The following is a 24,698-nucleotide window of genomic DNA, read 5'->3' as shown; positions in this document are numbered from 1 at the left end:
TAGGGGCGGCGCGGGTGGGTAGGTTGCTGCCGAATTCAACGATCTGAATACGTACTGTCCCCACCCACCTGCATGCATCCGGTCATACCAGCTCTCGCATGCTTGCCATGACGTCGCAGATCGACAACGCTGCGCAGCCGCATAACGAGTCCGCGCATGCCGCTTGCAGCACCCTCTCTGTTACTGCTCGATTTCGATGGCGTATTGGCCAGCTACTCGCGGCCGCGCCGCGTGGCTGCACTTGCTGCAGCCGCTGCCTGCACGCCGCAACGGGTACAGCAGGTGTTGTTCGAGCAGGGCCTGGAGCGTACCTACGATGCTGGGCTTATCGACACGCAGGACTACCTGGCGCAATTGAGCGAGGAGCTGGGCGGCGTAATCGATCGTGCCACCTGGATCGACGCGCGCGTGGCGGCATGCCGCGCGGACCCCTCGGTGGTGGCGCAGGTGCTGGCGGTATCGGCGACGACGGCCGTGGCGGTACTCACCAACAATGGACCGTTGATGGCGGAGGCAATCGAGCGGATCGTGCCTGCGCTGTTTCCGTTATTGCAGGGCCGCGTGCTGTGCAGCGGCGCACTCGGCGGCCGCAAGCCCGACGTGCAGGTGTATCAGCGCGCGCTTGCACAGCTGGACGCCACTGCAGCGCACACCTTGTTTGTCGACGACCTGTTCGTCAACGTGCGTGGCGCGCGTGCAGCCGGCCTGCACGCGGATACGGTGCGCGATGCGCGCGCCTTGCGGCGGGTGTTGAAGCGGTATGGGGTGGCGTAGGAGAGCCGGGATTCGAGATTGAATCATCGGAAATCGCCGGCGGATCTTCCTCCGTCATCGTGGCCGGCGCGGTGCCGGCCACGATGACGCAGAAAGCGCAGCTCTGCATCACTGCTGCGCGACGTACTCGGCAATCGCCAGGCGCAAACGTTCCAACCCATCAGCCAGCTCGGCATCGGTCAGATTGAGCGCCGGCACAAAACGCAACACATCCGGCCCCGCCTGCAACAGCAGCAGGCCATGCTTGGCCGCAAAATCCAGGATCGCCCCGGCCTGCCCGGCATGCGTCGGGGCCAGCACTGCGCCCAGCATCAAGCCGCGCCCGCGGATTTGCGCAAACACGCCGAACTCGTCATTGAGCGCGTCCAGACCGGCGCGCAGCGCGGCCGACTGCCGCGCCACGTTCTCGGCGATCTGCGGCGAGGCCAGCTTGCGCAGCGCCACGCGCGCCACCGCTGCGGCCAACGGATTGCCGCCGAAGGTGGTGCCATGCGCGCCAAACTGCATGGTCTCGGCCACCTTGGGGCCGGCCAGCATCGCGCCGATCGGGAAGCCGCCACCCAGCGCCTTGGCCAGCGTCACGATGTCCGGCGTCACCTGCTCCTGCCAGTGCGCAAACAGCGTGCCGGTACGGCCCATGCCGCACTGGATCTCATCCAGCACCAGCAGCGCATCGTGCTGATCGCACAGCGCGCGCACGCGGCTCAGGAAACCCGGCGCGGCCGGCATCACTCCGCCCTCGCCCTGAATCGGCTCTAGCATCACCGCAGCGACATCGCCGGCCGCCATGGCCGTTTCCAGTGCCGCCACATCGTTGAAATCCACATAGCGAAAGCCGCCGGGCAGCGGCTCGTAGCCTTCCTGATACTTGGGCTGTGCGGTCGCGGTGACCGAGGCCAGGGTGCGCCCATGGAAGCTGCCGCGGAAGGTCACGATGACGCGCTTGTCGGCCGGGCGGCCCTGATTGCTGGCCCACTTGCGCACCAGCTTGATCGCCGCCTCGTTGGCCTCGGTGCCCGAGTTGCAGAGAAAAACCTTCTGCGCGAAACGCGAAGCAGTGACCAGTTCCTCGGCCAGCTTCAGCGGCGGTGCGCTGAAGAACACATTGCTGGTGTGCCACAACTTGCCGGCCTGCTCGGTGAGCGCAGCCATCAGATCCGGATCGTTATGGCCCAGCCCGCTGACCGCGATGCCGGCGGACAGATCCACATATTCGCGGCCCTGGTCGTCCCACACGCGACTGCCCTGTCCACGCTCCAGCACCACCTGGCGCGGGCGGTAGACCGGCAGGTAGTAATGCGCGAGGGACAGGGGCGAATCGGCAGCGGTGCTCATGATGGTGGGTCGCAGAAGCGGAGGGAGAACCCGCATTCTCGCGCATTCGCCGGCCTGCGGCACAATGCGCGCATGCGCCCTTTCTCCGATCCTCAGCTTACCCCTGCCACCGACGACGGCTGGCGCCGGCAATGGTTCGACATCATCTACCGGCACGACACCCGCCCGTCGCGCAATTTCGATCTGATGCTGGTGGTGGCGATCCTCACCAGCGTGGTGGTGATCATGATCGACAGCGTGCCGCGCATCCACTCGCATTCGGCGCATTGGCTGGTACCGCTGGAATGGGCGTTCACGGTGCTGTTCACCGTCGAGTACGCGTTGCGTCTGGCGGTGGTACGGCGCCCGCTGCATTACGCACTCAGCATCTGGGGGGTGATCGATTTATTGTCGATCCTGCCCAGCTATTTGTCGTTCTTCGTCCCCGGTGCGCAGACGCTGCTAGTCGTGCGCGTGCTGCGCATCCTGCGCCTGTTCCGCATCCTCAAGCTCACCCGCTACATCGAAGAGAGCGGGCAGTTGGTGGACGCGCTGTGGCGCAGCCGGCGCAAGGTGCTGGTGTTCTTGTTCAGCGTGCTCACCATCACCGTGATCGCCGGTGCCACCATGTATGTCATCGAAGGCCCGCAACACGGGTTCACCAGCATCCCGACCAGCATGTACTGGGCCATCGTGACCATGGCTACTGTGGGTTTTGGCGACTTGGTGCCGCAGACCACGCTGGGCCGCTTCGTCACCTCGGCCCTGATCCTGATCGGCTACAGCATCATCGCGGTGCCCACCGGCATCTACACCGCCGAACTGGCCAGCACGCTGCGCGAAGGCGGCCACGCCGGCAAGCGCGATGTCCGCAATTGCCCGCGTTGCGGGCTGGAAGGCCATGCGCCGGATGCGCGGTATTGCCGGCAATGCGCAGAGCCGCTGCCGGAACTCTCCAATGGCTAAATTGTCTTGGAGTGGTTGGGCAGTGCGGGTGGATCAGGTGTGGAGCGGCTGATCTGCGGCTTGGTTGCAGGGCCCTTGCCCGCCCACCATCGCGGGACACGCCGCAAGTACGTCCGTGTAGGCTCTTACGCGGCATCCATGCCGCGTAAGGTCCCGCGCCGGTGAGCGGGCAAGGACCCGTCGAGATGGTCGGTGTGTGTGGTCAAAGCAATGCATGGCGTGCGTTTTCTGATAACGGCACATCCTGCCAACTTTCCCACACGACGCGATCAACAGGCTGGCTTTCATCCAGTCACCGACCAACTTTCTGGTGCGGTGTCCTCACCGATTGCGGGACCGTGTGGCGGCATGGATGCCGCCACCGAGCCTACATGGAGGTACTTGCGGCGTGTCCCGCGAGGGGTGAGGGCACCGCGCCCTCGATCACTGAGCTTTTGACTACATCTAAATTCAGCTACCACTCGAAATAGCGATGCCTTCGGAACTTGCACAATCACCTGTTCGATGCGCTTCCACAACGCGACAGAGATGCGTGCACAGCATCAATGCGACATGCGGTTACTCATGTCGATCAGATCGTTGTAGCTGGCCAGCACTGCCTGGCGCGTACCGCCCGGCGGCATAGAGCCGCTTTCCAGCAGCATCTGCTCGCTCTTGTTCAATGGTGTCTTGGTGCGGATACGCTCGACCAGCCGCCCCGACTCGCGCGCAAGCTTGTCGGCGGAACGTTCCATATGGCCCCACATCGCATCGCCCTGCCCGATCTTGGCCTTCTGCGCCTCTTCCAGAATGCCTTGGTAGCGCGCCAGCTGGGACTGCGCTGCGGCAAGATCCGGCGCGTCGCTGTCGAGCACCTGCACCAGCTGCTTGCCTTCGCCGATGATCTTCAGGTGATACCAGGAAGCGCTGCGGCCTTCTTCCTTTTCGATCGCATCGATCTGGGCTTGGCGACGCGTGTCTTCATTATGTTCAAGCGCGGTATTCATGGCTGCGCCGGCTTCGAAGAATGCCTGATAGGCCTGCATCAGCGGCGCGTGCAGCGCCTTCATGCCCTTGCCATCGTCGCGCAGATAATCCTCGCGGTCGTAGTAGCGCACCGCTTCCCCGATACGTTCGTTGAGCGTGGTGAAACGTTCTTGATAGGTCTTGGCCACCGGGTCGAGCTCGGGGTTGGCCGGCGTTTGCGCCAACGCCGCAGTCATCGGCGCGCCACATTCGTCCACGTGATGCGAGAGCACCGTGCCCGGCGCATGGATACCGCTTTCCTTGCCGGTCGGACCAGCCTCGGGGTCCTGCATCCAGCCGATATATTGCTGATAGCTCTCATGGATCGGCTGCTCGACGCCGTTGAAGCAGGTGATGTAGGCGTTGATCTTGTCGGCGCCTTCCACCGCGGCGGCGGGTGCGTTTTTCTGGCAGCCGGCAAGTAGCGCAGCGAAAGCCATCGTCGCGGCGAGCGGCGCATAACGAAGTTGATGGGTCATCTTGCGTTCCATTGATGGGTTGAAGAAGGTGGCGCCGCAGCGTGCGGCCGAATGACATCTGGCGCAGCCGATCGCCCGGCACACGAACGATGGCTGAGGACAGCAGTGCTTACTCACGATTGCTTTCGGACACCAGTGCGTTGTAAGTGTTGAGCAACTTGCGCGACGAGCCTTCGGGTGCCAGCGTGGGGCTATTCAACCAGCCCTGTTCCAGCTTGCTATAGGGCGTTTTTTCGACCACGCGTTTCACTCGCGCCTTGGCTTGTCTGCGGAAGGTTTCTGCAGCGGTTTCGAAGCTGTTCCAGGTCAGCTTGCCCGGCTCCTGATCGGCCACCTTGGCATGCGCCTCATCGGAGATACGGTTGAAGCCGTCCAGCAGCGCGGTGACACGTGGCACGTCGAACTGCTCCTCTTCCAGCGCATCGGCGATCTTCTTGGCGTCGAGCATCATCGCCAGCCGGTAGTACTCGCGCGTGCGGCCCTCGCCTCGCTCCAGCATCTTGAGTTTTTCGCGTTGCGCCGCGTCGTTCTGTATGTCCAGTTCGGCGCTGAAGGTGGTACTGGCATCGGCGTAGGTCGCCAGCGCATCCATCAACTCCGGATGCAGCTGTTTGCCCTTGGCGAACTGGTCGTCTTCGTAGTCCTGCCGCGTGTAGTAATCGGCCACCGCGTGACTGATCGGCTGCAGCGCCTTCAATGCCGCGCGATAGTCGCGTGCCGCCTTGTCCAACGCAGACAGCGATGGTTTCGCCGCAGCGGCCGCACTGACCGGCGCATCGCACTGCTTCATGTCGTCGTGGTCGATATCGTATGGACCGGTCATGCCGGATTCGCGACCGGTCGGGCCGGCGAACGGGTCCTGCATCCAGCCGGTGTAGTACCTGGCGCCGGTGTGCACTTTCGCGTTGACGCGGTTGAAGCAGTCGATATAGGCGCCGAGCTTGGCGTTGACGCCCTGCAAGGAATCCAGCTGCTTTTCAGTCGTCTTGGTATCGGCACCGGTTGCAGGCTGCTGCGACTTGCCGCCACAGGCGGTCGCCAGCACGGACACGCAAGCCACCAGGACAAGCACACGGAACTTCGGAGACACGCGCGGTACATCCCTGTTGGAAACGTTTTCAGCCGCGCACGATAACAAACCCTACTGTGAACTTTTTGTGCTCACTTCAGGACGGGCGTAAGACAGCTGCACCTCGAAAGCGCGACCGCTGGTCTGCCACATCGATCCTCAGAATCGCGGTACCCCCGCACGCCGATTCCCCGGCCGCCCTCCGTATCCAGCCAAGCGCGCTGCGATGTTCGCCGCCCTCAGTCGAGAAACAGATCCGGCAGCAACGCACGCGACGGGTCGACCGCATAGCCGCTCAGGTCGGTGATGCCGGCCTGGGCCAGCACCTCGTCGTCGATCAGGAACTGGCCATGAAATCCTGCCGCCTCGCGCGTGAGCACTGCATGTGCGGCGTCGGCCATGATCTCCGGCCGGCGACACGCAGCCGCATCCACGCCATCGATCATGTTGATCGCATCGGTGGCGATCACGGTGCGTGGCCACAGCGCGTTGACTGCCACGCCTTGCGGGCCGAACTCGGCTGCCAGCCCCAGGGTCACCAGACTCATCCCCATCTTGGCCAGGGTGTAGCCGGTATGCGCCCCCCACCACGCCGGGTTCAACGATGGCGGCGGCGCCAGGGTGAGGATGTGCGGATTGGCCGCCTGCAACAGATGCGGCAGGCACGCTTGTGCGCACAGAAAACTGCCCCGCGCATTGACCTGCTGCATCAGATCGAAACGCTTCATCGGCGTGTCCAGCGTGCCGCGCAACCAGATCGCGCTGGCGTTATTGACCAGGATGTCGATACCGCCGAACGCCTCGACAGTCGCGGCCACTGCCGCACGCACCTGCTCTTCTTCGCGGATATCGCACTTGAGCGCCAACGCCTGCCCACCGGCCGCAGTCACCGCCGCGGCTGCGCTATGGATGGTGCCCGGCAACTTGGGATTGGCCACCGCCGATTTGGCCGCAATCGCCACATTGGCGCCATCGCGCGCCGCCCGCAACGCAATCGCCAGGCCAATCCCGCGCGAGGCACCGGTGATGAACAGGGTTTTGCCGTTTAAGGTCATGGGATTGGGGAGTCGGGATTGGGGATTTGTGAGCTTACAGCTCCCGGCAAAACGGCCGGGATTCGGGATTCGGGATTCGGGATTCGGGATTCGGGATTCGGGATTCGCAAAAGCTTATCGCCTTCACCCCTCCGCTCGACCAACGCCACAACCCAAGCCATGCGCCGTTACGAATCCCCAATCCCCAATCCCGACTCCCTAATCCCGGCACTTCAAGGCTTCGGCCCCTGCCCCTCGTTGTCTTCCCAATGCAACACGCGGCGGGTCACGAAGCGATAGACCGGTTTACCGGTGGCGAACCACAGCTCGCGGACCCAGGAGGTGCGCTTGAGCACGCGGCGTTCCACCGGGGTGATGGCGGCCGGGCAATACATCCGCTTGTGCTTGAGCAGATGGCGCAGATCCTCGCGTGCAAGCAGACGCATCCAGCGCGCGCGGGGATTGCCGCGCACCGCGAGCTGGAAATCGATTACCGCCGGGCTGCCGTCGTCCTGCACCAGCCAGTTGGCTTCCTTGGCCAGGTCGTTGTGCGCCACCCCGCAGCGGTGCAGCTGCTGCAGCAACTTGCGTGCGGTACGGAAGTAAGCAAGATCGCCGCGCGGCGGGCGCTGGTACATCGCATCGCCGGCCAGATAGCTGCGATCCAGCTGGCGTCCATCCCAGCGCAGCAGCCGTGGCGTCCGCGGCAAGCCATCCAGCTGACGCAAGGCCAGGGCTTCGCGTCGCGCCAACCACCAGGCCACGCCGCGCAACAACCACGGCGCTACGCTCAGGTCGCGCCGCACGAACACGCGATCGCCTTCGCGGATCAACAGGATGCGCCCGAAGGTATCGGACTTCAGCGGCAGATGGCCGGCGGGATCGTCACTCATCCCTGCATTGTAGGCGGGCCGTCCGCCTCGCCACACAGCGCGCGTTGCCTGCGTGTCACACAAGCGTGCAACGTTGCCCGCTCGCAACCTGAGGTGAAGCAGGCAGGCCGATGTGATGACGGCGCAAGTCCCCTCGTCGCCATGCCCACCTATAATTCGGCAATGAACTCATGGATCGACGCCACGCTGGAGTGGATCGGACACCACCCCACCTTGGCTGGCGTGGTGATCTTTGCCATCGCATTTTGCGATGCGGTGATCGTGCTCGGCGCTATCGTGCCGGCGCTGCCGTTGCTGTTCGCCATCGGCGTGTTGATCGGGCTCGGCCAGATCAACGGGCCGTATGCGGTGGTCTGCGCCACGTTGGGCGCCTTCGTCGGCGACGCGCTGAGCTTTTGGGTGGGCCATCGCTGGGGTCACCAGCTGCACACCTATTGGCCGTTTCGCCGCTACCCGCAATTGCTGGAACGCGGCGAGCTGCTGTTCCGGCGCAATGCCTTCAAGAGCATTCTGATCGCCCGCTACGTGGGCGCGGTGCGGCCGTTCGTGCCGGCCATCGCCGGCATGTCGCACATGCCGTTCAAGCGCTATCTGTTTGCCAGCGGCCTGGCCTGCATCTCGTGGGCGCTGCTGTTTCTGGTGCCGGGCTGGGTGCTGGGCACCGCTTACGATGCGGTTGCGGCAGTGGCCGGGCGTTTGTTCGTGGTGGTTACGCTATTGGTCGCGGTGATCGGGCTGGCCTGGGCGGTGGTGCTGTACTCGTATCGCTGGTCGGCCGGCCATCTGGATGCGCTGCTTGCGCGGCTGCTGGAGTGGTCGCATCGGCATCCGGTGCTGGGCAACTGGTCGGTGGGCGTGTTCGACCCGCGCCGTCGCGAGTCGGTGCCGCTGGCGATGATGGCGTTGATGCTGCTGTTGCTGGGCTGGGGCTGGTTCGTGTTGCTGATGGTGGTGCTGGCGCATGGCGAGCCGCTGCGCGTGGACCTGGCCGTGCACGATCTGATGCTGGCGCTGCGCAACCCGCTGGCCGACTACCCGATGGTGGCGCTGGCCTCGCTGGGCGACTGGCAGGTACTGCTGCCGGCGATCGCCGCAGCAATGGGCTACCTGGCCTGGCGCCGACGCTGGATGGCGGTGGCGCATTGGGTGATCGCGCTGGCCTTTGGCCTGGCGTTGACCCAGTTGCTGGGCGCCACCGTGCAGGTGGTGCGCCCGCCTGCGGCCAGCAGCGGATTCGGGTTCCCGTCGGTGGCCGTCACCATGGCCACGATTGGCTTCGGCTTCTTCGCGCTGTTGATCGCGCGCGAGCTGCCCGGCCGGCGACGGGTATGGCCGTATCTGGTCAGCGGCGCAATCGTGTCGCTCATTGGATTTGCACGGTTGTACCTGGGCGCGCATTGGCTGAGCGACGTGGTCGGCGGCATGTTGTTCGGCATTTTCTGGCTGCTGGTGCTGGGCATCGCTTACCGACGCCGCGCCACGCGCGCGTTCTGGGTCAAGCCGGTGTCGTGGATGTTCTACGGCGTTTTCCTGACCTGCGCGATCGTGTTTGCCCCGCGCAATCTGGAAACCAAACTGGCCAAGTTCGAACCGCCGCCGCCGCTGCTGATGGAGTTGCCGGCCAGCGACTGGTGGGACGGCCAGTGGCGCCTGCTGCCGGCGCGCCGCAACGAATTCGACGACGACCAGCGCTGGCCGCTGGACGTGCAACTGGCCGGCCCGCTCGCACCGCTGCAGCGCCAACTCGAAGCGCGCGGCTGGCGTGTTCAACCGCAGGCCGGTTGGGAGCAAGCGCTGCATCTGCTCGACGTCAGCGGCCGCCCGGACGAGGTGCCGATCCTGCCGGCCACCCTGGATACACAGGTCGAAGCCCTGCTGATGGTGCGTCATGCCGCACCCGGCCATGTGCATGTGCTGCGCCTGTGGCCGGCAGCGGCACGTCTGCAGCCAGGTGCACAACCGCTGTGGGTGGGCAGCACCCAGACGCTGCGCTACAGCCGCCATTTCAGCCTGATCGGGCTGTGGTATCCGCTGCGTGGCGTGGACCCGGCGCTGAGCGCTTTGCGTGAAGCACTCGGCCCATTGCCGCATCGCGTCGAACAGCGTCGGCGCTCGCAGGTACCAGTGATCCTGATCGACAGCACTTCCGGAAATGCGGTGCGGCGAGAGGACAAAGACAACGCCGCACCGCAGACGGAAACCACAGGATCCGATTCGACTGGGTCCGATTCGACTGCATCGGATCCGTTACAACAGCGTCGTTGATCGATCGATTGATCAGCGGCGGCGAGCGGCCGGCAAACGCGCAGTCCTGTAGATAAGAGCTGCTAATAAAACGTCTTGAACGCTGTATCGATGGCGGCAACACGTTCGCGTCACTTGGACGCAGTCGAATGTTTAGGTCAACAGCCTGATTGGTCGAGTGCGCGGTGCCCTCACCGCTCGCGGGACACGCCGCAAGTACGTCCATGTAGGCTCGGTGGCGGCATCCATGCCGCCACACGGTCCCGCAATCGGCAAGGACACCGCACCAGAAAGTTAGTCGGCTGCTTTGTTCAAAACCATGCACACCGACCATCTTGATTAGTCCTTGCCCGCCCACCGTCGCGGGACCTTACGCGGCATGGATGCCGCGTAAGAGCCTACACGGACGTACTTGCGGCGTGTCCCGCGATGGTGGGCGGGCAAGGGCCCTACAGCCAAACCGAAGATCAGCCGCTCCACAACCGACGCATCCGCACCGTTTGATTACCTGAGAGCTCGCGCTTCAGCGCCGCGGATGAGCACAAGCCACATTGGTCAAGGGCGCGATGCACTCACCACAGCACACCATCCACCGGCTGCATCGGCTCCGGCGCCTGCTCGCCAATCGCCTGCAATGCATCGATTTCCACCGTGCGGCACATGCTGTCCAGCGGTAGATCGTGAATGGTGTTGGCGAACGGATCGACCAACTCGTCGCCGATCTTGAGCACTGCCAAAAACATCAAGCCCGCAACGGTCGAACCTACCGGTGTGGCGTATTGCAGCGTCTCCACCAGGCCGATCGGCAGCAACACGCAGAACAGCCGCGTAAACAGGTTCGGATAGAAGCGATATTGATACGGCAGCGGCGTATTTTTCAGCCGTTCCATACCGCCTTGTGCGTTGGCGATGTCCACCAGAATGCGCTCGACACTGGCCTGCTGGATGCTGTCGATCCAGCCATCGCGACGCGCCTGCTCGACGCTGCGCCCGGTATTGTCGAGCAGGCCATTGGCGACGTTGGTGCGCTTGATCACCGAAGCCACCTCATCGGCATCCAGCCGCGATTCCAGCACCGCATCCACTGGCAACCGGCGCAACTGACAGCGCAGCGCATGCACGTACGCGACCTGGCGCAACGCGATCGTGCGCCCCAGCGCTGCGGCTTCCGGCGCAGACAACACGCTGATACTCAGACGTACCAGGTTGCGCGATGCATTGATCATCTGGCCCCACAGCACGCGCCCTTCCCACCAGCGTTGGTAGGTCGAATTGGCACGAAACCCCAGAAACAACGCCAACGCCGAACCGAAGATGGTCAGCGGCAACGCAGGCGCGCGGAACGGCAGCACGTAGTAGATGATCGTGATCAACACGTCCCAGACGAACAACACCGCCAGGGTCCGCCAGACCTGGTCGAACACATCGGATACACGCGGTTTGACATCGATGATCAAGGCACACTCCATGGATCGATAACGAGTGACGCCGTTGCGCGCGTCCAGCGCATGGATGCCATCGCCAGCGCACTCAAGCGTGGCGAGTGTGCCGCTGCAGCGGTGCAAGCGCGGTGATGGGTCACCCGCGCCACAGCATCACCGCGTTACGGCATCCACGCCAGCAACTGATCCAGGCGCCGATGCGGATCGTCCTGCTGCAACAACGACAGGCGTTGTTGCTCGGTCAGCGGCAGCAACTCGGCCAACCGCCAACCCACCCAGGCCGCTTGATCCAGCAGGCCAGGTCCGGCCGATGCGAATTCGCCACCCACCTGTTCGAGCATGCGCTCGAGCACGGTGGCCAGCAGGCTGTGCTCGGGGCGCAACTCGTCATCGCTGTCAGGCTCGCACCAACTTACCTCGCCCACGACAAGCCCGTTGTCGCGGATGCGCGAACGCTGCACATGGAAGCGCCGCGTCCCGCGCAAACGCAGTACCAGCACACCGTCGGCACCAACGTCGAAATCCTCGATACGCACTTCGGTGCCGAACGCCGCCGGTGTCGCTGGTACGCCGACTTCTGCGCCATCCAGAATCAGACACACCCCGAAACTGGTGCCGGTGCGGCCGCACTCGCGCACCAGATCCAGATAGCGCCGCTCGAACACGCGCAAACCCATCGCAGCGCCCGGCAACAGCACGTTGTGCAGCGGAAACAGCGGCAGTGCGCTGCTGTCGGCAGTGGTGGTCATTTCGTTCATCAGGACAGCTGCGCCAGAAAGCGACGCGGCGCGCCGTCGAAGCCGCCATTGGACATGAACACCACATGGTCGCCGGGCTGCGCAATCTCGCCCAAGGTGTGCAACAACGCATCCACGTCGTGCGCCACATGTGCATCACCGCGCACCTGCGCAACGATCGGCGCCGCATCCCAGGCCAATTCGGGCCGATGCAGGAACACCACCGCATCGGCATCTTGTAACGATGGCGCCAACGCCTGCGCATGCGCGCCCAGCCGCATCGAATTGCTGCGCGGCTCCATCGCTACCAGCACGCGCGCCGCGCCGACCTTCGCACGCAAGCCCTGCAGCGTGGTCGCAATCGCGGTGGGGTGATGCGCAAAATCGTCGTACACGGTGATGTCGCGCGCCTGCCCCAGCACTTCCAGTCGCCGTTTGACGCTTTGGAAGCGCGCCAGCGCCGGCATCACACTCGCCGGATCCACGCCCACTGCATGCACGGCGGCCAGCGCCGCCAACCCGTTGAGCACGTTATGCCGCCCGACCAGCGGCCAGTGCACCTGGCCGATCTCCACACCGCGATGCAGCACTGCAAACACGCTGCCATCGGCGGCGATCAAGCGTGCGCTCCACTCCAACGCCGCATCGAAGCCGAAGCGCTCCACCGGCGTCCAGCAGCCCATCGCCAGCACCTCGGCCAGGCGCGCATCTTCGCCGTTGACGATCAGCCGCCCGCGCGCCGGTACCGTGCGTACCAGATGATGAAACTGGCGCTGGATCGCCGCCACGTCGGGAAAGATGTCCGCATGGTCGTATTCCAGGTTATTGAGGATCGCCACCAGCGGCCGGTAGTGCACGAACTTGCTGCGCTTGTCGAAGAACGCAGTGTCGTACTCGTCGGCTTCCACCACGAATTCGCGCCCCTGCCCCAACCGCGCCGACACGCCGAAGTCTTCGGCCACCCCACCGATCAAAAAGCCCGGCGCACGCCCGGCCACCTCAAGCAGATAGCTCAAAATGGTGGTGGTGGTCGTCTTGCCATGGGTACCGGCAACCGCCAGCGTGTCGCGGCCCGGCAGCACCTGCTCGGCCAGCCACTGCGCACCGGAGGTGTAGCGACGCCCCGCGTCCAGCACCGCTTCCACGGCCGGGTTGCCGCGCGACAAGGCATTGCCGATGACCACATCGGTGGTATCGGCCGAAATATTGGACGGCGCGTAGCCCTGCGCCAGCGCGATGCCCAGCGTTTCAAGCTGCGTGGACATCGGCGGATAGATGGCCTGGTCGCTGCCCTCTACCGGCCAGCCCAGCTCGCGCGCAAGGGCGGCGACACCGCCCATGAAGGTCCCGGCGATGCCGAGGATGTGGAGTTTGGTCATGCCGCACATTGTCGCCGATCGCCGGAGTTGCGGGACATTCCGATCCATCGCCAACGGCGCTGTCAGGAAACCCCTACCGTACTGTCGGGAATTTCCCGATATGCGAACTTCGTCACATATCTCACTATGCTGAACGCCAGTCGCAGCACCCTTTTGGTCCTACTCCCCAAGTGGCCAAAATCCCCAGGGGGCTCATGCTGTCGGGGCTCTGAGCAAGCCCATTACTGGCGTTATTTCGCCCCGGCCGTCTTGTACGACCGGGGTTTTTCTTTTTGCGGCATCGCACATGCGAAAAAGCCGCGCAGCCTGATGGCGCGCGGCCTTGTGAACCAGGTGCGCGGGCCAGGCACGCGCCCGGCCCCAGCCGACTCAGCGACCCAGCGCCTTGCTGATGCGCTCGAGCACTTCGTCCAGCGAACCCACGCCATCGACGCGCGCCAGCTTGCCGCGCTGCTCGTAGAAGCCGATCACCGGTGCGGTGGAATCGGTATAGACCTGCAGGCGCTTGCGTACCGACTCGGGGTTGTCGTCTTCGCGGCCCTCGGCCTTGGCACGACCAGCGATGCGCTCGACCAGCAACTCGCTGGCGACGTCCAACTGCACCACTGCATCCAACGGCTGACCGATCTTGCCGAGCAATTCGTCCAGCGCATTGGCCTGCGCCACATTGCGCGGATAGCCGTCGAGGATGAACCCCTTGGCGACATCGGCCTGGCCGAGCCGCGCCTCCAGCATGCCGAGCAGAATTTCGTCGGACACCAGATCGCCACGCGCCATCACTTCCTTGGCCTTCAGGCCAAGCGGTGAACCAGCGGCCACTTCGGCGCGCAGCAGATCGCCAGTGGAAATATGCGGGATCTCAAAGGTGTCTTTGAGCCGTGTCGCCTGGGTGCCCTTGCCCGAACCGGGCGGTCCCAACAGAACCAATCGCATCAGTGGACTCCACTTTCGAATAAAAACGCGTTGCGGTTGGCGGCGTTAGACTCAGGTCTTCGCCAGCGCTGACCGTATGGTCGTGCAGCTTACCGCATCCGGGGAATGTCCCGGCACTGTCCCCTGCGCCATGCCCCATTGAGGAGCCCGTCCCCTATGACCACTGGCAACTTGTTGTATGCCCAATCCGGCGGCGTCACCGCCGTCATCAACGCCACCGCCGCCGGTGTGATCACCGAGGCGCGCGCGCGCAAGATCAAGGTGCTGGCCGCACGCAACGGCATCCTGGGCGCATTGCGCGAGGAGCTGATCGACACCTCGAAAGAATCCGCCGCCGCGATCGCCGCGCTGGCGCAGACCCCCGGCGGCGCATTCGGCTCGTGCCGCTACAAGCTCAAGTCGCTGGAAGAAGACAGCGCCAAGTACGAGCGCCTGCTCGACGTGCTGCGTGCGCACGACGTGCGCTGGTTCCTCTACAACGGCGGCAACGACTCGGCCGATACCGCGTGGAAGGTCTCGCAACTGGCCAAGGCCTACGGCTACCCGCTGCACTGCATCGGTGTGCCCAAGACCATCGACAACGATCTAGCGGTGACCGACACCTGCCCCGGCTTCGGCTCGGCGGCTAAGTACACCGCGGTCTCGGTGCGCGAGGCCGCCCTGGATGTCGCCGCGATGGCCGACACCTCCACCAAGGTCTTCATCTACGAAGCGATGGGCCGCCACGCCGGCTGGCTCGCCGCCGCGGCAGGTCTGGCTGGTCAGGGCCCGGACGATGCCCCGCAGATCATCCTGTTGCCCGAGCGCGCCTACGACCAGACCGTGTTCCTGGCCAAGGTGAAACAGGTAGTGGAAAAAGTCGGCTGGTGCGTGGTGGTCGCCAGCGAAGGCATCCAGGACGCACACGGCCGCTTCGTCGCCGACGCAGGCGGCGCAACCGACTCGTTCGGCCATGCCCAGCTCGGCGGCGTGGCCTCGTTTCTCGCCGCGCAGGTCAAGCAGGAACTCGGCTACAAGGTACACTGGACGCTGCCCGATTACCTGCAACGCTCCGCACGCCACTTGGCCTCCAAGACCGACTGGGAGCAGGCGCAGGCCGTCGGCAAGGCCGCGGTGCAATACGCGCTCAAGGGCATGAACGCGGTGATTCCGGTGATCGAACGCCTCAGCGACGCACCGTACCGCTGGAAGATCGTGCCCGCCCCGCTGCACAAGGTGGCCAACCACGAAAAGAAGATGCCGCCCAGCTTCCTGCGCAAGGACGGCTTCGGCATCACCGAACGCGCCCGCCGCTACTTCGCACCGCTAATCAAGGGCGAAGCGCCATTGGCTTACGGCAGCGATGGCCTGCCGAAGTATGTGACCTTGAAGAATGTGGCGGTGGCGAAGAAATTGCCAGCTTGGGAGGGCTGAGTTTCAGGTGTTGCCAGGCGGAAGAATCCGTCGCTTCCATCGAGAGGACCGCATGAGCAAGCCGTACTAGCCTTCTCAGCATCCTGTTGCAGAAAGCCGAGAGCAAAAGGCATCGGTGGATTAGCTGATTCCGCCAATGGAGCCTGGCAGCTAGAACTCGCTTGATTGCGCAATCACTTCAGCACTACATCGTCGGCTTTCGAAGCCGACCAAAAGACAAAACAGCGCACTCCAACATTGCCAGGGTGCGCTGTTTTTAATATCTCGAAACGAAACAGAATGGCTCGTTTACTGACAAGCCTTGCCTTCCACCGTCATCTGCGCAGCAAACATCGGCACCTGCGCAATCTTTCCTGCAGCGGCCTGCTGCTTGGCATCTTCCAGATAGATGCGCGACTGGCCTTGGCCATCGAGCTGTGGCTTTGCCTCCACCGGCTTGCGCCAGATGCGCACCACGGCCTGCTGCGCTGGGCAGGCGGCGCTCGGGACGCGGATCACGTCGTTGAAGATCCAACCCGATGCGACGCTGGGCGTGGCCTTGGCGAAATCCACGAAGCGTGCGCGTGGCTGGCAGGTCGGGCTGCTACGCACGACCGAGAAGGTGTATGGCTGCGCGGCGTTGCCTGTGAACACACCTTCCAGACGAGCGCAGGCTTCTGGAATCTGGCGCAAGGTGTGCACGGCACCGACCGCTTGCGCGGTGCCGGCAGCGCGCTGTTTCAACTCAGGCGTCGGCTCGGCGGCAAACGCGTGGGTGCTGAGCAACAGGGCTGCAATCGTCACGGCATATCTGGACGCGGCATTGTTCGACATAAGAAAACTCCTGGATCGGGTCGATCACGTTGGGCCGCAGGCTGTCACGCCGCGACTGAACAACGTGCCAAAGCCGTGGTGGTGGCGGCCTCACAAGGTGCGGCGCATACTCGGCCGCGATCCGGCCACATGAACATCGCGACGCGCGTTACGGTCATTGTGGCCGTCGAGTCCGTATTCGCCAGTCCACTCGCTGCGTGCATCGCCCTTGGTTCGTCCCGACCGGACGACATCCATTCTCTTGGGAGGGGTCATGCTGGAACATTACGGATTACTGCTTGCACTGGGTTGTGCGGTCCTGGCAATCGTCTATGGAATTGTGTCGGCACGCTGGGTGATCGCGCAGCCGAGTGGTAATGCACGCATGCAGGAGATCGCCGCGGCGATCCAGGAAGGCGCACGCGCCTATCTCAACCGACAATACCTCACGATTTCAATCGCCGGTGGCGTGTTGTTCGTGTTGGTGGGGCTGTTTCTGAGTTGGTACACCGCCGTGGGTTTTGCGATCGGCGCAGTGCTGTCGGGGCTGGCCGGCTATATCGGCATGAGCGTGTCGGTACGCGCCAATGTGCGCACCGCCGAGGCCGCGCGGCATGGTATCGGCAAGGCGATGGATGTGGCCTTCCGCGGCGGCGCCATCACCGGCATGCTGGTGGTGGGCTTGGGATTGCTCGGCGTGGCCGGTTATTACGCGGTGCTGCAAGCGATGGGCCTGCCGCTGGAGCAAAACCTCCACGCACTGGTGGGGCTGGCGTTCGGGTCTTCGCTGATCTCGATCTTCGCGCGCCTGGGTGGCGGCATCTTCACCAAAGGCGCGGACGTGGGTGCGGATCTGGTCGGCAAGGTCGAAGCCGGCATTCCCGAGGATGACCCGCGCAATCCGGCGGTCATCGCAGACAACGTTGGCGACAACGTCGGCGACTGCGCAGGCATGGCGGCGGATCTGTTCGAAACCTATGCCGTCACCGTGATCGCCACGATGTTGCTGGGCAGTCTGACGCTGGCCGACACCGGGCCGCATGCAGTGCTGTATCCGCTGGTACTCGGTGGCGTGTCGATCATCGCCTCGATCGTGGGCGCGGGCTTCGTCAAGGTCAAAGCCGGCGGCTCGATCATGGGCGCGCTCTATAAAGGCGTGATTGTCTCAGGCGTGCTGGCCGCATTCGCCTACTGGCCAATCACCCAGACGCTGATGCGCGACAACATCCATGGCGCGACGTCGTTGTATGTGTGCGCATTGATCGGCCTGGTGCTCACCGGCCTGATCGTCTGGATCACCGAGTACTACACCGGCACCCAATACAAGCCTGTGCAGCACGTGGCAGCGGCGAGCACCACCGGCCATGGCACCAACATCATCGCCGGGCTTGGCATCTCGATGAAATCCACTGCGCTGCCGGTGATTGCGGTGTGTGCGGCGATCTGGGGTGCGTTTTATTTCGGCGGGCTGTACGGCATTGCGACCGCAGCGACGGCGATGTTGTCGATGGCCGGCATGATCGTCGCGCTGGATGCGTATGGGCCGATCACCGACAACGCTGGCGGCATCGCCGAAATGGCCGAGCTGCCACCGGAAGTGCGCAACATCACCGACCCGCTGGATGCGGTGGGCAACACCACCAAAGCGGTGACCAAAGGCTATGCGATCGGCTCGGCAGCGCTGGCTGCCTTGGTGCTGTTTGCCGACTACACCCACAATCTGCAGGCGGCCAATCCTGGCGAAGTCTTCGCCTTCGATCTGTCCGACCACACGGTGATCATCGGCTTGTTGATCGGCGGGTTGATCCCCTACCTGTTCGCGGCGATGGCGATGGAAGCGGTGGGGCGTGCGGCAGGCGCAGTGGTCGAGGAAGTCCGCCGCCAGTTCCGCGAGATCCCGGGAATCATGGCCGGCACTGCCAAACCCCAATACGACCGCGCAGTCGACATGCTGACCCGCTCGGCGATCCGCGAAATGATCGTGCCTTCGCTGTTGCCGGTCGTGGTGCCGATCGTGATCGGCCTACTGCTCGGGCCACGTGCGCTGGGCGGGCTGTTGATCGGCACGATCGTCACTGGCCTGTTCCTCGCAATCTCGATGACCACCGGCGGCGGTGCCTGGGACAACGCCAAGAAGTACATCGAAGACGGCCACTTTGGCGGCAAGGGCAGCGAAGCCCACAAGGCCGCGATCACCGGCGACACAGTGGGAGACCCCTACAAGGACACCGCAGGGCCGGCGATCAATCCGTTGATCAAGATCATCAACATCGTGGCCTTGCTGCTGGTGCCTTTGCTTTAGTGCGTTCCATGCCTTCTGAACGTGTGTAACCCGGCGTCAAGCACGCAGGCCTCCAGCATCTTGGCCGGTGACGACGGATGACGGAGTAGAGCGCGGCTGATGCGGTCATCGCAGCACTCCGCTGCCATTGGCATGCGGCCGGGCCGGCGACAGATGGAGCTGCGCGAGATGCGCAGCTCCATCTATCTCATACTCAGAGGCAGCCGATCAGGCCGTCATAGATCGGCGGCGCGCCATTCGGCAGCGGCTCGAATAGCGGGTTGGTCACCGCCAAGGTGCGATACATCTCGTCCAGACCGGTCCCGGCCTTCAACGGCGCCGTGCAACGCCAGACCCGGCTATCGGAGCGCAGGTACCCGCTGCGGGGATCGACGCTGACCTCGCTGGCGCCGAAGGTCCAGATGCAGCTGCGCACCACACCGGTCACCCGATGCACCGAGCAGCGGAAGCGTAGCGGCTGGTAGTCGCTGAATTCGCCACCGCAAAAGGTGTCGCCGCAAATATTGTCGAAATCGCGTTCCAGCCGCTGCTCCAGATCGACGAACGCCTCCCAGCCTTCGCCATTGGCGGGCCAGTCCACCGCGTCGACGAAGGTCGGCGGCGGTGTTGCCGCGGCGGCAACCTGGGCGAACACCGACAGCAGCAGGACAACGAGCAAACGTGCGAGCTTGGACATGGCAATTCCCTTGCAGTGTATGAGCCTGCAGCGTGCGCCGCGCCTTTGGCCGCAACGATCGGGGAGCTGCTCATGATGAATGCGGACTATGCCGCGTGCCGGGGTCGGCGCATTGCCCATTCAGGGTCGCTGCACCGCAACAGCCGAACGCGTAGAATCGCGCTCCACACACTGCTGAAGCCTCGGAGCTACGCGCATGGGACTGGAACTGGTCACCGCCGGCAAGAATCTGCCGGACGAAATCAACGTCGTCATCGAGATCCCCAAGGATTCCGAGCCGGTCAAGTACGAAGTGGACAAGGCCAGCGGCGCGATCTTCGTCGACCGCATCCTGTCTACCCCGATGCGTTACCCCTGCAACTACGGCTACGTGCCCAACACCTTGTGTGGCGATGGCGACCCGGCCGATGTGCTGGTGGTGCTGCCGCTGCCGCTGGTGCCTGGCTCGGTGGTGCGTTGCCGTCCGGTGGGCGTGCTGCGCATGAGCGACGAAGCCGGTAGCGACGAAAAAATCCTGGCAGTGCCGATCGAGAAGATCTTCTCCGGCTATGCGCACATCGAGGACATCAATCAGGTGTCCAGCCACTGGATGGAGCGCATCGGCCACTTCTTCGAGCATTACAAGGACTTGGAGAAGGGCAAGTGGGTCAAGCTGGATGGCTGGGGCGGCGCGGCCGAGGCCAAGCGCATCCTGGTGGAGTCGGTGGAACGCTACAATTCCGACGCAGCCTGATCGATCGAGCGTGATGCAGTCCTGCAGATGCAGGGCGATCGGGATCACGCTTTTCGCGTGATCCCGGTGACCGCCGTCGGCAGATTGGGTACATTGCCGACAGCGTATGGCCGGTGTCTGTCGCCGGTGACTCTTGGGGAAGTGTCTTGCGTATTCTGTTTGTTGGGGACGAAGCCAGTCTTCCGTCCGACCTGAGCGACTATGTCTCTGATCTGGGCGATCAGTGGCAGGCGCAGCAAGTGGCCGACGGAAATTCGGCGATCGAAGCTGCCGCGTTATCGCCGTTCGATGCCGTCATCGTTGCACCGGTGCTGCCGGATCTCACTGCCGCCACGTTACTGGGGCAAATCCGTACGTTGCGCCCGGACACCATTCGTATTGCGTTGATCGATGCGCAGGATGGTCAGCGCACCCCGCCGGCCCGCATCATCGGGGTGGCACATCGCTTCCTGCCGATGCCGCTGGCGCCGGAAGTCCTGCTTGAGGCGGTCACCAGCCTGGAAGAGCTGCGCGACCTGCTCACCAATCCGCGCTTGCGCGCCGCGATCGGGCGGATCGAGAAACTGCCGTCGCCGCCGCATCTGTATCTGAGCCTGATGCACGCGCTGGAAGAAGACGAAGGCGCCGACGCGGCCGACATCGCCAAGCTGATCGCCGGCGACCCGGCGATTGCCGCAAAGGTGCTGCAGTTGTGCAATTCGGCATTTTTCTCCGGTGGCCGCAGCATCACCGATCTGCGCACAGCAGTGACCCGTCTGGGCGTGGCGACGCTGCGCGATCTGGTGCTGGCCAGCGAAGTATTTTCGGTGCAGACCCTGACCCCGGCCGAGCGCAATGCGATGCAACGCCGCGCCCTGCTCTCTTCGCGTCTGGCTGCAAAAGTGTTGCCACCGACCAGTGCAGAACTCGGCTCCACCGCCGCACTGCTGGCCGATATCGGCCTGTTGCTGCCCGGCGTGCGCGACGAGCGCGAACCGCCGGCCGAAGGCGGCGACGAGCGCCTGGGCCATACTGAGGCCGGTGCGTACCTGCTCGGTCTGTGGGGCCTGCCGATGCCGATCATCGAAGCGGTGGCCTTCCATCGCCACCCGCAGCGCTCCAGCCTGCGCAGCTTCTGGGTGACCGGCGCGGTGCATGTCGCCACGGCCCTGGCCAGCGGCGAAGCCGTGGACGAAGAGTATCTGTCCAAGGTGGGCGTGATCACGCGCCTGCCGAAGTGGCGCGAGCAGGCCGAGACGTTGTTGGGGCTTGCCGAGGCTTGAAACCAAGGCGCTACTGCTGATCTAGCAAGCCTATATAACAAGAAGGGCGCGACATGGTCGCGCCCTTTTTCTTTGGCTGCTTCCAGCTGTTTTTCCAGGCCATTTTCTTGAACAACTGGCTACAAAACACAGCGAATATAGCTGTCGCTCGCCTCGCATTACTCGCGCATCGAAACACATCCATACGCACTCTATGACTCACGTAGTTGCCTGCATCGCAGGCCTCACGCTACCTGCAGTCAAGACAAGGCAATCGACAAACGATAGACAAAAAAACGGGCCTTTCGGCCCGTCTTTTTTTCACCTTACGACGCTTCGATGATCAGAAGCGCTGGTTGTACTGCACGAACAGGAAGCGGTCGTAATCCAGCATCGGATCGATCGCCGCAGTGCTGCTGTTGGTGATCGAGTAGGTGATCGGCGGCTGCTTGTTCCAGATGTTGCGTGCACCGACGGTCACGCTGCCATCCCACGGAGCCTGCCAGGTGACAGAGACGTCCTGGTAGGAGATCGAGCCCTTCTTGTTGGAACCGGTGCCGCCGCCCCAGCCCGGATTCGGGGTCTGGTAGTTCGGGTTGTTGCACTCGATGCCTGCCGCTGCATCCCAGCAGTAATCACGGAAACCGCCGTAGTAACGCAGGTTCCAGTTGGCCGACAACGCGCCCAACGACCAGTCCAGACCCAAGGTGGCACGTACGCGCGGGAAGTTCCAGTAGCCGGCGGAGTTTGCCCACTCGGCACCGGCTTCTGCCTGCGACTTGTAGGTCGCCAGGTAGTTGGTGTCCAGGTTGACAGCGAACTTGCCGTACGCGGTTTCCGGCATGCGATAACGCACACCGAAGTTGTAGCCTTCGGTTTCCAGACGGCCCAGGTTGACGTTGCCGCGGCTCAGCGTGGTGACCTGCCCGGTGACCGCGTCGCGACCGTAGTCGGCGCAGTAGCTGGCCAGACTATTGAGGTAGCAGTTGTTCAACACATCATTGGCCGTCAGCGACGTGATGATGTTGGAGATCGAAATGCGGTACCAATCCAGCGAGAAGTCCAGGCCCTGCACCCAATGCGGGCTGTACACCATGCCCACGGTGCGGGTGATGCTGTATTCCGGCTCAAGCTCGGCATTACCCACGCCCGAATTGAACGGCGCATTGCCCTGCACGTCGCGGCGGGTGACCGGATTGCCTGCGGTGTCGGTCTGACGGAAACCAGCCGGCAGGCCTTCGCCGGCGCAGCGTGCTGCCACACCCGCATTGCCCAGCGAACCGAAGGTCGCATCGCACGGATCGGTGAAGGTATCGAACGTCTGCGAGCCGCCACCGAAGGTGTCCGACAGGGTCGGCGCACGGAACCCGGTGCCGTAGGTACCGCGCACAAGCAGGTCGTCGATCGGCTTCCAGGTGAAGCTGAACTTGCTGTTGGTGGTATCGCCGAAGCGGCTGTAGTTGCTGTAACGCGCGGCCACGTCGAACGACAGTTCCTTGGCGCCCGGCAGATCCTTCAACACCGGGATCAACAGCTCCAGATAGGCTTCGTTGGTTTGGTAGCGACCTTCGGTGGCCTGTGCAGCCAGGTCGGTGGTGTAACCGGCGCTGGACAGCTGATCCGGGTAGTCGTAGCCACTGATTTCGCGGTGCTCGACGCCTGCGGCGAAGCCAAGCTCACCGGCCGGCAGATCGAACAGACCACCGGTAACGTTGGCGGTCCACTGCTTGCTCAGGCTCTGCTGCGTGGACTGACCCAGTGCATTGATGTACTGCAGCGCGTTCGGTGTGGAGGCCGACGGGCCGCCCAGGATGTTGAACGGGGTGCACTGGCCCAGCGCGTTGCTGGTGCCCAGCGGCAGCGGGCTGGCAGCCGTACCGCACTGCACCTGACCCTGTGCATTGAGGAACGACGGGCCCAGCGCCTTCTGCAACGCCAACAGGTTGATGTTGCCGCGCGAAACCTGCGTCACATCGTACTTGTTGTAGTTGAAGCCGACGTCCCAGTTCCAGCCGTGGCTGCCGACGTCGAACACGCCTTCCAGCGCTGCATCGAAATGCAGGGTCTTGACGTTGCTTTCGGTGGTGCGCGGCAATTCAACCGTACGACGGAACCAGCTGTTGATGTCCTGGCCGACCGGGTTGTAGTAGCTGCCGCCACTGATGGCAACCGGGAACTGCGGCTGCGAAGAGGCCTGCAGCGGGTAGCCGGCGATCTGACGGTTCGAGTCGCGCTCGGAGTACATCGCCGTCGACTTGAAGGTGATGCTGTCGGTGATGTTGTAGCTGCCGGTGGTGAAGATCGACTTGTTGCGGCTGGACTGCTGCAACATCATCTGGTCGACGGAGTTGTAATAGTCGTCGGTGGTGATGTCGTTGTGGTAGTTGGCGATGTTGCGCGAATCCGCACCCACGCCACGGCCGTCGAACGAACCGGTGTGGTTGAGGATGTAGGTTTCACCATTGGAGGTGAAACGACCCCACGGGCCGGTCGCGCTCAGGCTGTCTTCGATGTGGTTCGGGCCGGCCGAGTAACGGGTCAGCGCGCGATCCTTGGCCCACACCGGATCTTCGTTGGTGTAGTTGGCGCCGAACACCAGCGACGCACGGTCGGTGGTGGTGCCGGCGGTGAAGGAGTACTGCTCCTTGGAACCGTCGCCACGACCGTTCTGGCCAAAATACGCCGAGGCTTCTGCACCGTCGTAGTTCTGGCGCAGGATGATGTTGACCACACCGGCCACGGCGTCGGAGCCGTAGATCGCCGAGGCGCCGTCCTTCAACACTTCGATGCGCTCGATCAACGAGCTCGGGATGGTGGACATGTCGGTCAGGCCGTTCAGGCTACTGGTCCAACGCTTGCCGTTCACCAGCACCAAGGTGCGGTTCTCGTTCAGGTTATACAGATTGACGTATTGGCCGCCCTGCTCCGGGTCGGAGGTCAGCACTGCAGCCTTGCTATAGGTCTGGGTGCCGGCAATCGACAGGTTCTGGAGGATGTCACCAACGCTGACCAGACCCGACTTCTGAATGTCCTGCTGGGTGACGGTGAACACCGGCTGTGCGGTTTCAACGTCGACCGAGCGGATGCGCGAGCCGGTGATTTCAATGCGGTCCAGCGTCGTGGTCGACGGGGCGGACTGCTCTTGTGCATTGGCGGCAAAAGCCGGCGTCAACGCGATCGCAATACCGGCGGGCAACAGGCCCAGCCGCACTGCGGAGGTGCGAAGGTTCATCAATCTCTCCAGGGTTCGTTAGTGGCGCGTTAAGCGCCCC

Annotated in this window: 19 protein-coding genes; 7 read left to right on the top strand and 12 right to left on the bottom strand. The window is 63.7% G+C overall.

The window, feature by feature from the left end:
* The first annotated feature begins 156 nt into the window (after positions 1-156).
* Positions 157-774, top strand: a complete 618-nt coding sequence (locus AC1PLU_RS04825) for an HAD-IA family hydrolase (RefSeq protein ID WP_481107858.1) — start codon at positions 157-159, stop codon at positions 772-774.
* Positions 775-882: 108 nt separating this feature from the next.
* On the opposite strand, the gene AC1PLU_RS04820 is transcribed toward AC1PLU_RS04825, so the two are convergent.
* Positions 883-2,109, bottom strand: coding sequence for an acetylornithine transaminase (locus AC1PLU_RS04820; RefSeq protein ID WP_481107857.1), 1,227 nt, complete (start codon positions 2,107-2,109; stop codon positions 883-885).
* A 72-nt stretch (positions 2,110-2,181) separates the two neighbouring features.
* Between AC1PLU_RS04820 and AC1PLU_RS04815 the strand changes: the two genes are divergently transcribed.
* A complete protein-coding gene (locus tag AC1PLU_RS04815; protein WP_176339137.1) occupies positions 2,182-3,054 on the top strand; it encodes an ion transporter in 873 nt (290 codons plus the stop codon).
* Positions 3,055-3,596: 542 nt separating this feature from the next.
* On the opposite strand, the gene AC1PLU_RS04810 is transcribed toward AC1PLU_RS04815, so the two are convergent.
* The 4 genes from AC1PLU_RS04810 to AC1PLU_RS04795 form a co-directional block, all read right to left on the bottom strand.
* Complete coding sequence (locus AC1PLU_RS04810) at positions 3,597-4,538, bottom strand: YiiG family protein (protein WP_481107856.1); 942 nt, start codon at positions 4,536-4,538, stop codon at positions 3,597-3,599.
* 109 nt (positions 4,539-4,647) lie between these two features.
* The gene (locus AC1PLU_RS04805) at positions 4,648-5,628 is read right to left on the bottom strand and encodes a YiiG family protein (RefSeq protein ID WP_481107855.1); all 981 of its coding nucleotides are present in this window, start codon (positions 5,626-5,628) and stop codon (positions 4,648-4,650) included.
* Positions 5,629-5,846: 218 nt separating this feature from the next.
* Complete coding sequence (locus tag AC1PLU_RS04800; protein ID WP_481107854.1) at positions 5,847-6,662, bottom strand: SDR family oxidoreductase; 816 nt, start codon at positions 6,660-6,662, stop codon at positions 5,847-5,849.
* A 212-nt stretch (positions 6,663-6,874) separates the two neighbouring features.
* Positions 6,875-7,534 (bottom strand): serine/threonine-protein kinase, encoded by a 660-nt coding sequence (locus AC1PLU_RS04795; RefSeq protein WP_006448836.1) that lies wholly within the window; start codon positions 7,532-7,534, stop codon positions 6,875-6,877.
* A 162-nt stretch (positions 7,535-7,696) separates the two neighbouring features.
* Here AC1PLU_RS04795 and AC1PLU_RS04790 point away from each other — a divergent pair, with 162 nt between their 5' ends.
* Positions 7,697-9,799, top strand: coding sequence for a bifunctional DedA family/phosphatase PAP2 family protein (locus AC1PLU_RS04790; protein WP_481107853.1), 2,103 nt, complete (start codon positions 7,697-7,699; stop codon positions 9,797-9,799).
* Between the two features lie 551 nt (positions 9,800-10,350).
* On the opposite strand, the gene AC1PLU_RS04785 is transcribed toward AC1PLU_RS04790, so the two are convergent.
* The 4 genes from AC1PLU_RS04785 to AC1PLU_RS04770 form a co-directional block, all read right to left on the bottom strand.
* Entirely contained in the window at positions 10,351-11,235 is an 885-nt protein-coding gene (locus AC1PLU_RS04785) for a bestrophin family protein (RefSeq protein ID WP_115040980.1), read from the bottom strand.
* Between the two features lie 146 nt (positions 11,236-11,381).
* Positions 11,382-11,978, bottom strand: a complete 597-nt coding sequence (locus tag AC1PLU_RS04780) for an LON peptidase substrate-binding domain-containing protein (protein WP_115040906.1) — start codon at positions 11,976-11,978, stop codon at positions 11,382-11,384.
* Positions 11,978-13,345 (bottom strand): UDP-N-acetylmuramate:L-alanyl-gamma-D-glutamyl-meso-diaminopimelate ligase, encoded by a 1,368-nt coding sequence (gene mpl / locus AC1PLU_RS04775; RefSeq protein WP_481107852.1) that lies wholly within the window; start codon positions 13,343-13,345, stop codon positions 11,978-11,980. The genes AC1PLU_RS04780 and mpl overlap by 1 nt, the downstream gene beginning before the upstream one ends.
* A gap of 360 nt (positions 13,346-13,705) precedes the next feature.
* A complete protein-coding gene (locus tag AC1PLU_RS04770) occupies positions 13,706-14,269 on the bottom strand; it encodes an adenylate kinase (protein ID WP_006451255.1) in 564 nt (187 codons plus the stop codon).
* 156 nt (positions 14,270-14,425) lie between these two features.
* On the opposite strand from AC1PLU_RS04770, the gene AC1PLU_RS04765 reads away from it, so the two are divergent.
* Positions 14,426-15,682 (top strand): 6-phosphofructokinase, encoded by a 1,257-nt coding sequence (locus AC1PLU_RS04765; protein ID WP_115040907.1) that lies wholly within the window; start codon positions 14,426-14,428, stop codon positions 15,680-15,682.
* Positions 15,683-15,970: 288 nt separating this feature from the next.
* Here the strand turns inward: AC1PLU_RS04765 and AC1PLU_RS04760 are convergent, their stop codons facing one another.
* The gene (locus AC1PLU_RS04760) at positions 15,971-16,495 is read right to left on the bottom strand and encodes a hypothetical protein (RefSeq protein WP_115040908.1); all 525 of its coding nucleotides are present in this window, start codon (positions 16,493-16,495) and stop codon (positions 15,971-15,973) included.
* 253 nt (positions 16,496-16,748) lie between these two features.
* Between AC1PLU_RS04760 and AC1PLU_RS04755 the strand changes: the two genes are divergently transcribed.
* Positions 16,749-18,776, top strand: a complete 2,028-nt coding sequence (locus AC1PLU_RS04755) for a sodium-translocating pyrophosphatase (protein ID WP_481107851.1) — start codon at positions 16,749-16,751, stop codon at positions 18,774-18,776.
* A gap of 193 nt (positions 18,777-18,969) precedes the next feature.
* Here the strand turns inward: AC1PLU_RS04755 and AC1PLU_RS04750 are convergent, their stop codons facing one another.
* Complete coding sequence (locus tag AC1PLU_RS04750) at positions 18,970-19,452, bottom strand: hypothetical protein (RefSeq protein ID WP_023905018.1); 483 nt, start codon at positions 19,450-19,452, stop codon at positions 18,970-18,972.
* A gap of 196 nt (positions 19,453-19,648) precedes the next feature.
* Here AC1PLU_RS04750 and ppa point away from each other — a divergent pair, with 196 nt between their 5' ends.
* Both ppa and AC1PLU_RS04740 read left to right on the top strand, forming a co-directional pair.
* Positions 19,649-20,185 carry an inorganic diphosphatase gene (gene ppa, locus AC1PLU_RS04745; RefSeq protein ID WP_006449843.1) on the top strand — a complete coding sequence of 179 codons (537 nt, stop codon included), beginning with the start codon at positions 19,649-19,651 and terminating at the stop codon, positions 20,183-20,185.
* Positions 20,186-20,298: 113 nt separating this feature from the next.
* Positions 20,299-21,447 carry an HDOD domain-containing protein gene (locus tag AC1PLU_RS04740; RefSeq protein ID WP_043889416.1) on the top strand — a complete coding sequence of 383 codons (1,149 nt, stop codon included), beginning with the start codon at positions 20,299-20,301 and terminating at the stop codon, positions 21,445-21,447.
* 322 nt (positions 21,448-21,769) lie between these two features.
* Here the strand turns inward: AC1PLU_RS04740 and AC1PLU_RS04735 are convergent, their stop codons facing one another.
* Positions 21,770-24,658 (bottom strand): TonB-dependent receptor plug domain-containing protein, encoded by a 2,889-nt coding sequence (locus AC1PLU_RS04735; protein ID WP_481107850.1) that lies wholly within the window; start codon positions 24,656-24,658, stop codon positions 21,770-21,772.
* Positions 24,659-24,698 lie beyond the last annotated feature (40 nt).

This window comes from Xanthomonas sp. NCPPB 2933, from assembly GCF_056725225.1.
Note: the sequence above shows the minus strand (reverse complement) of the source record. Positions and strands in the feature narration are given on the sequence as shown.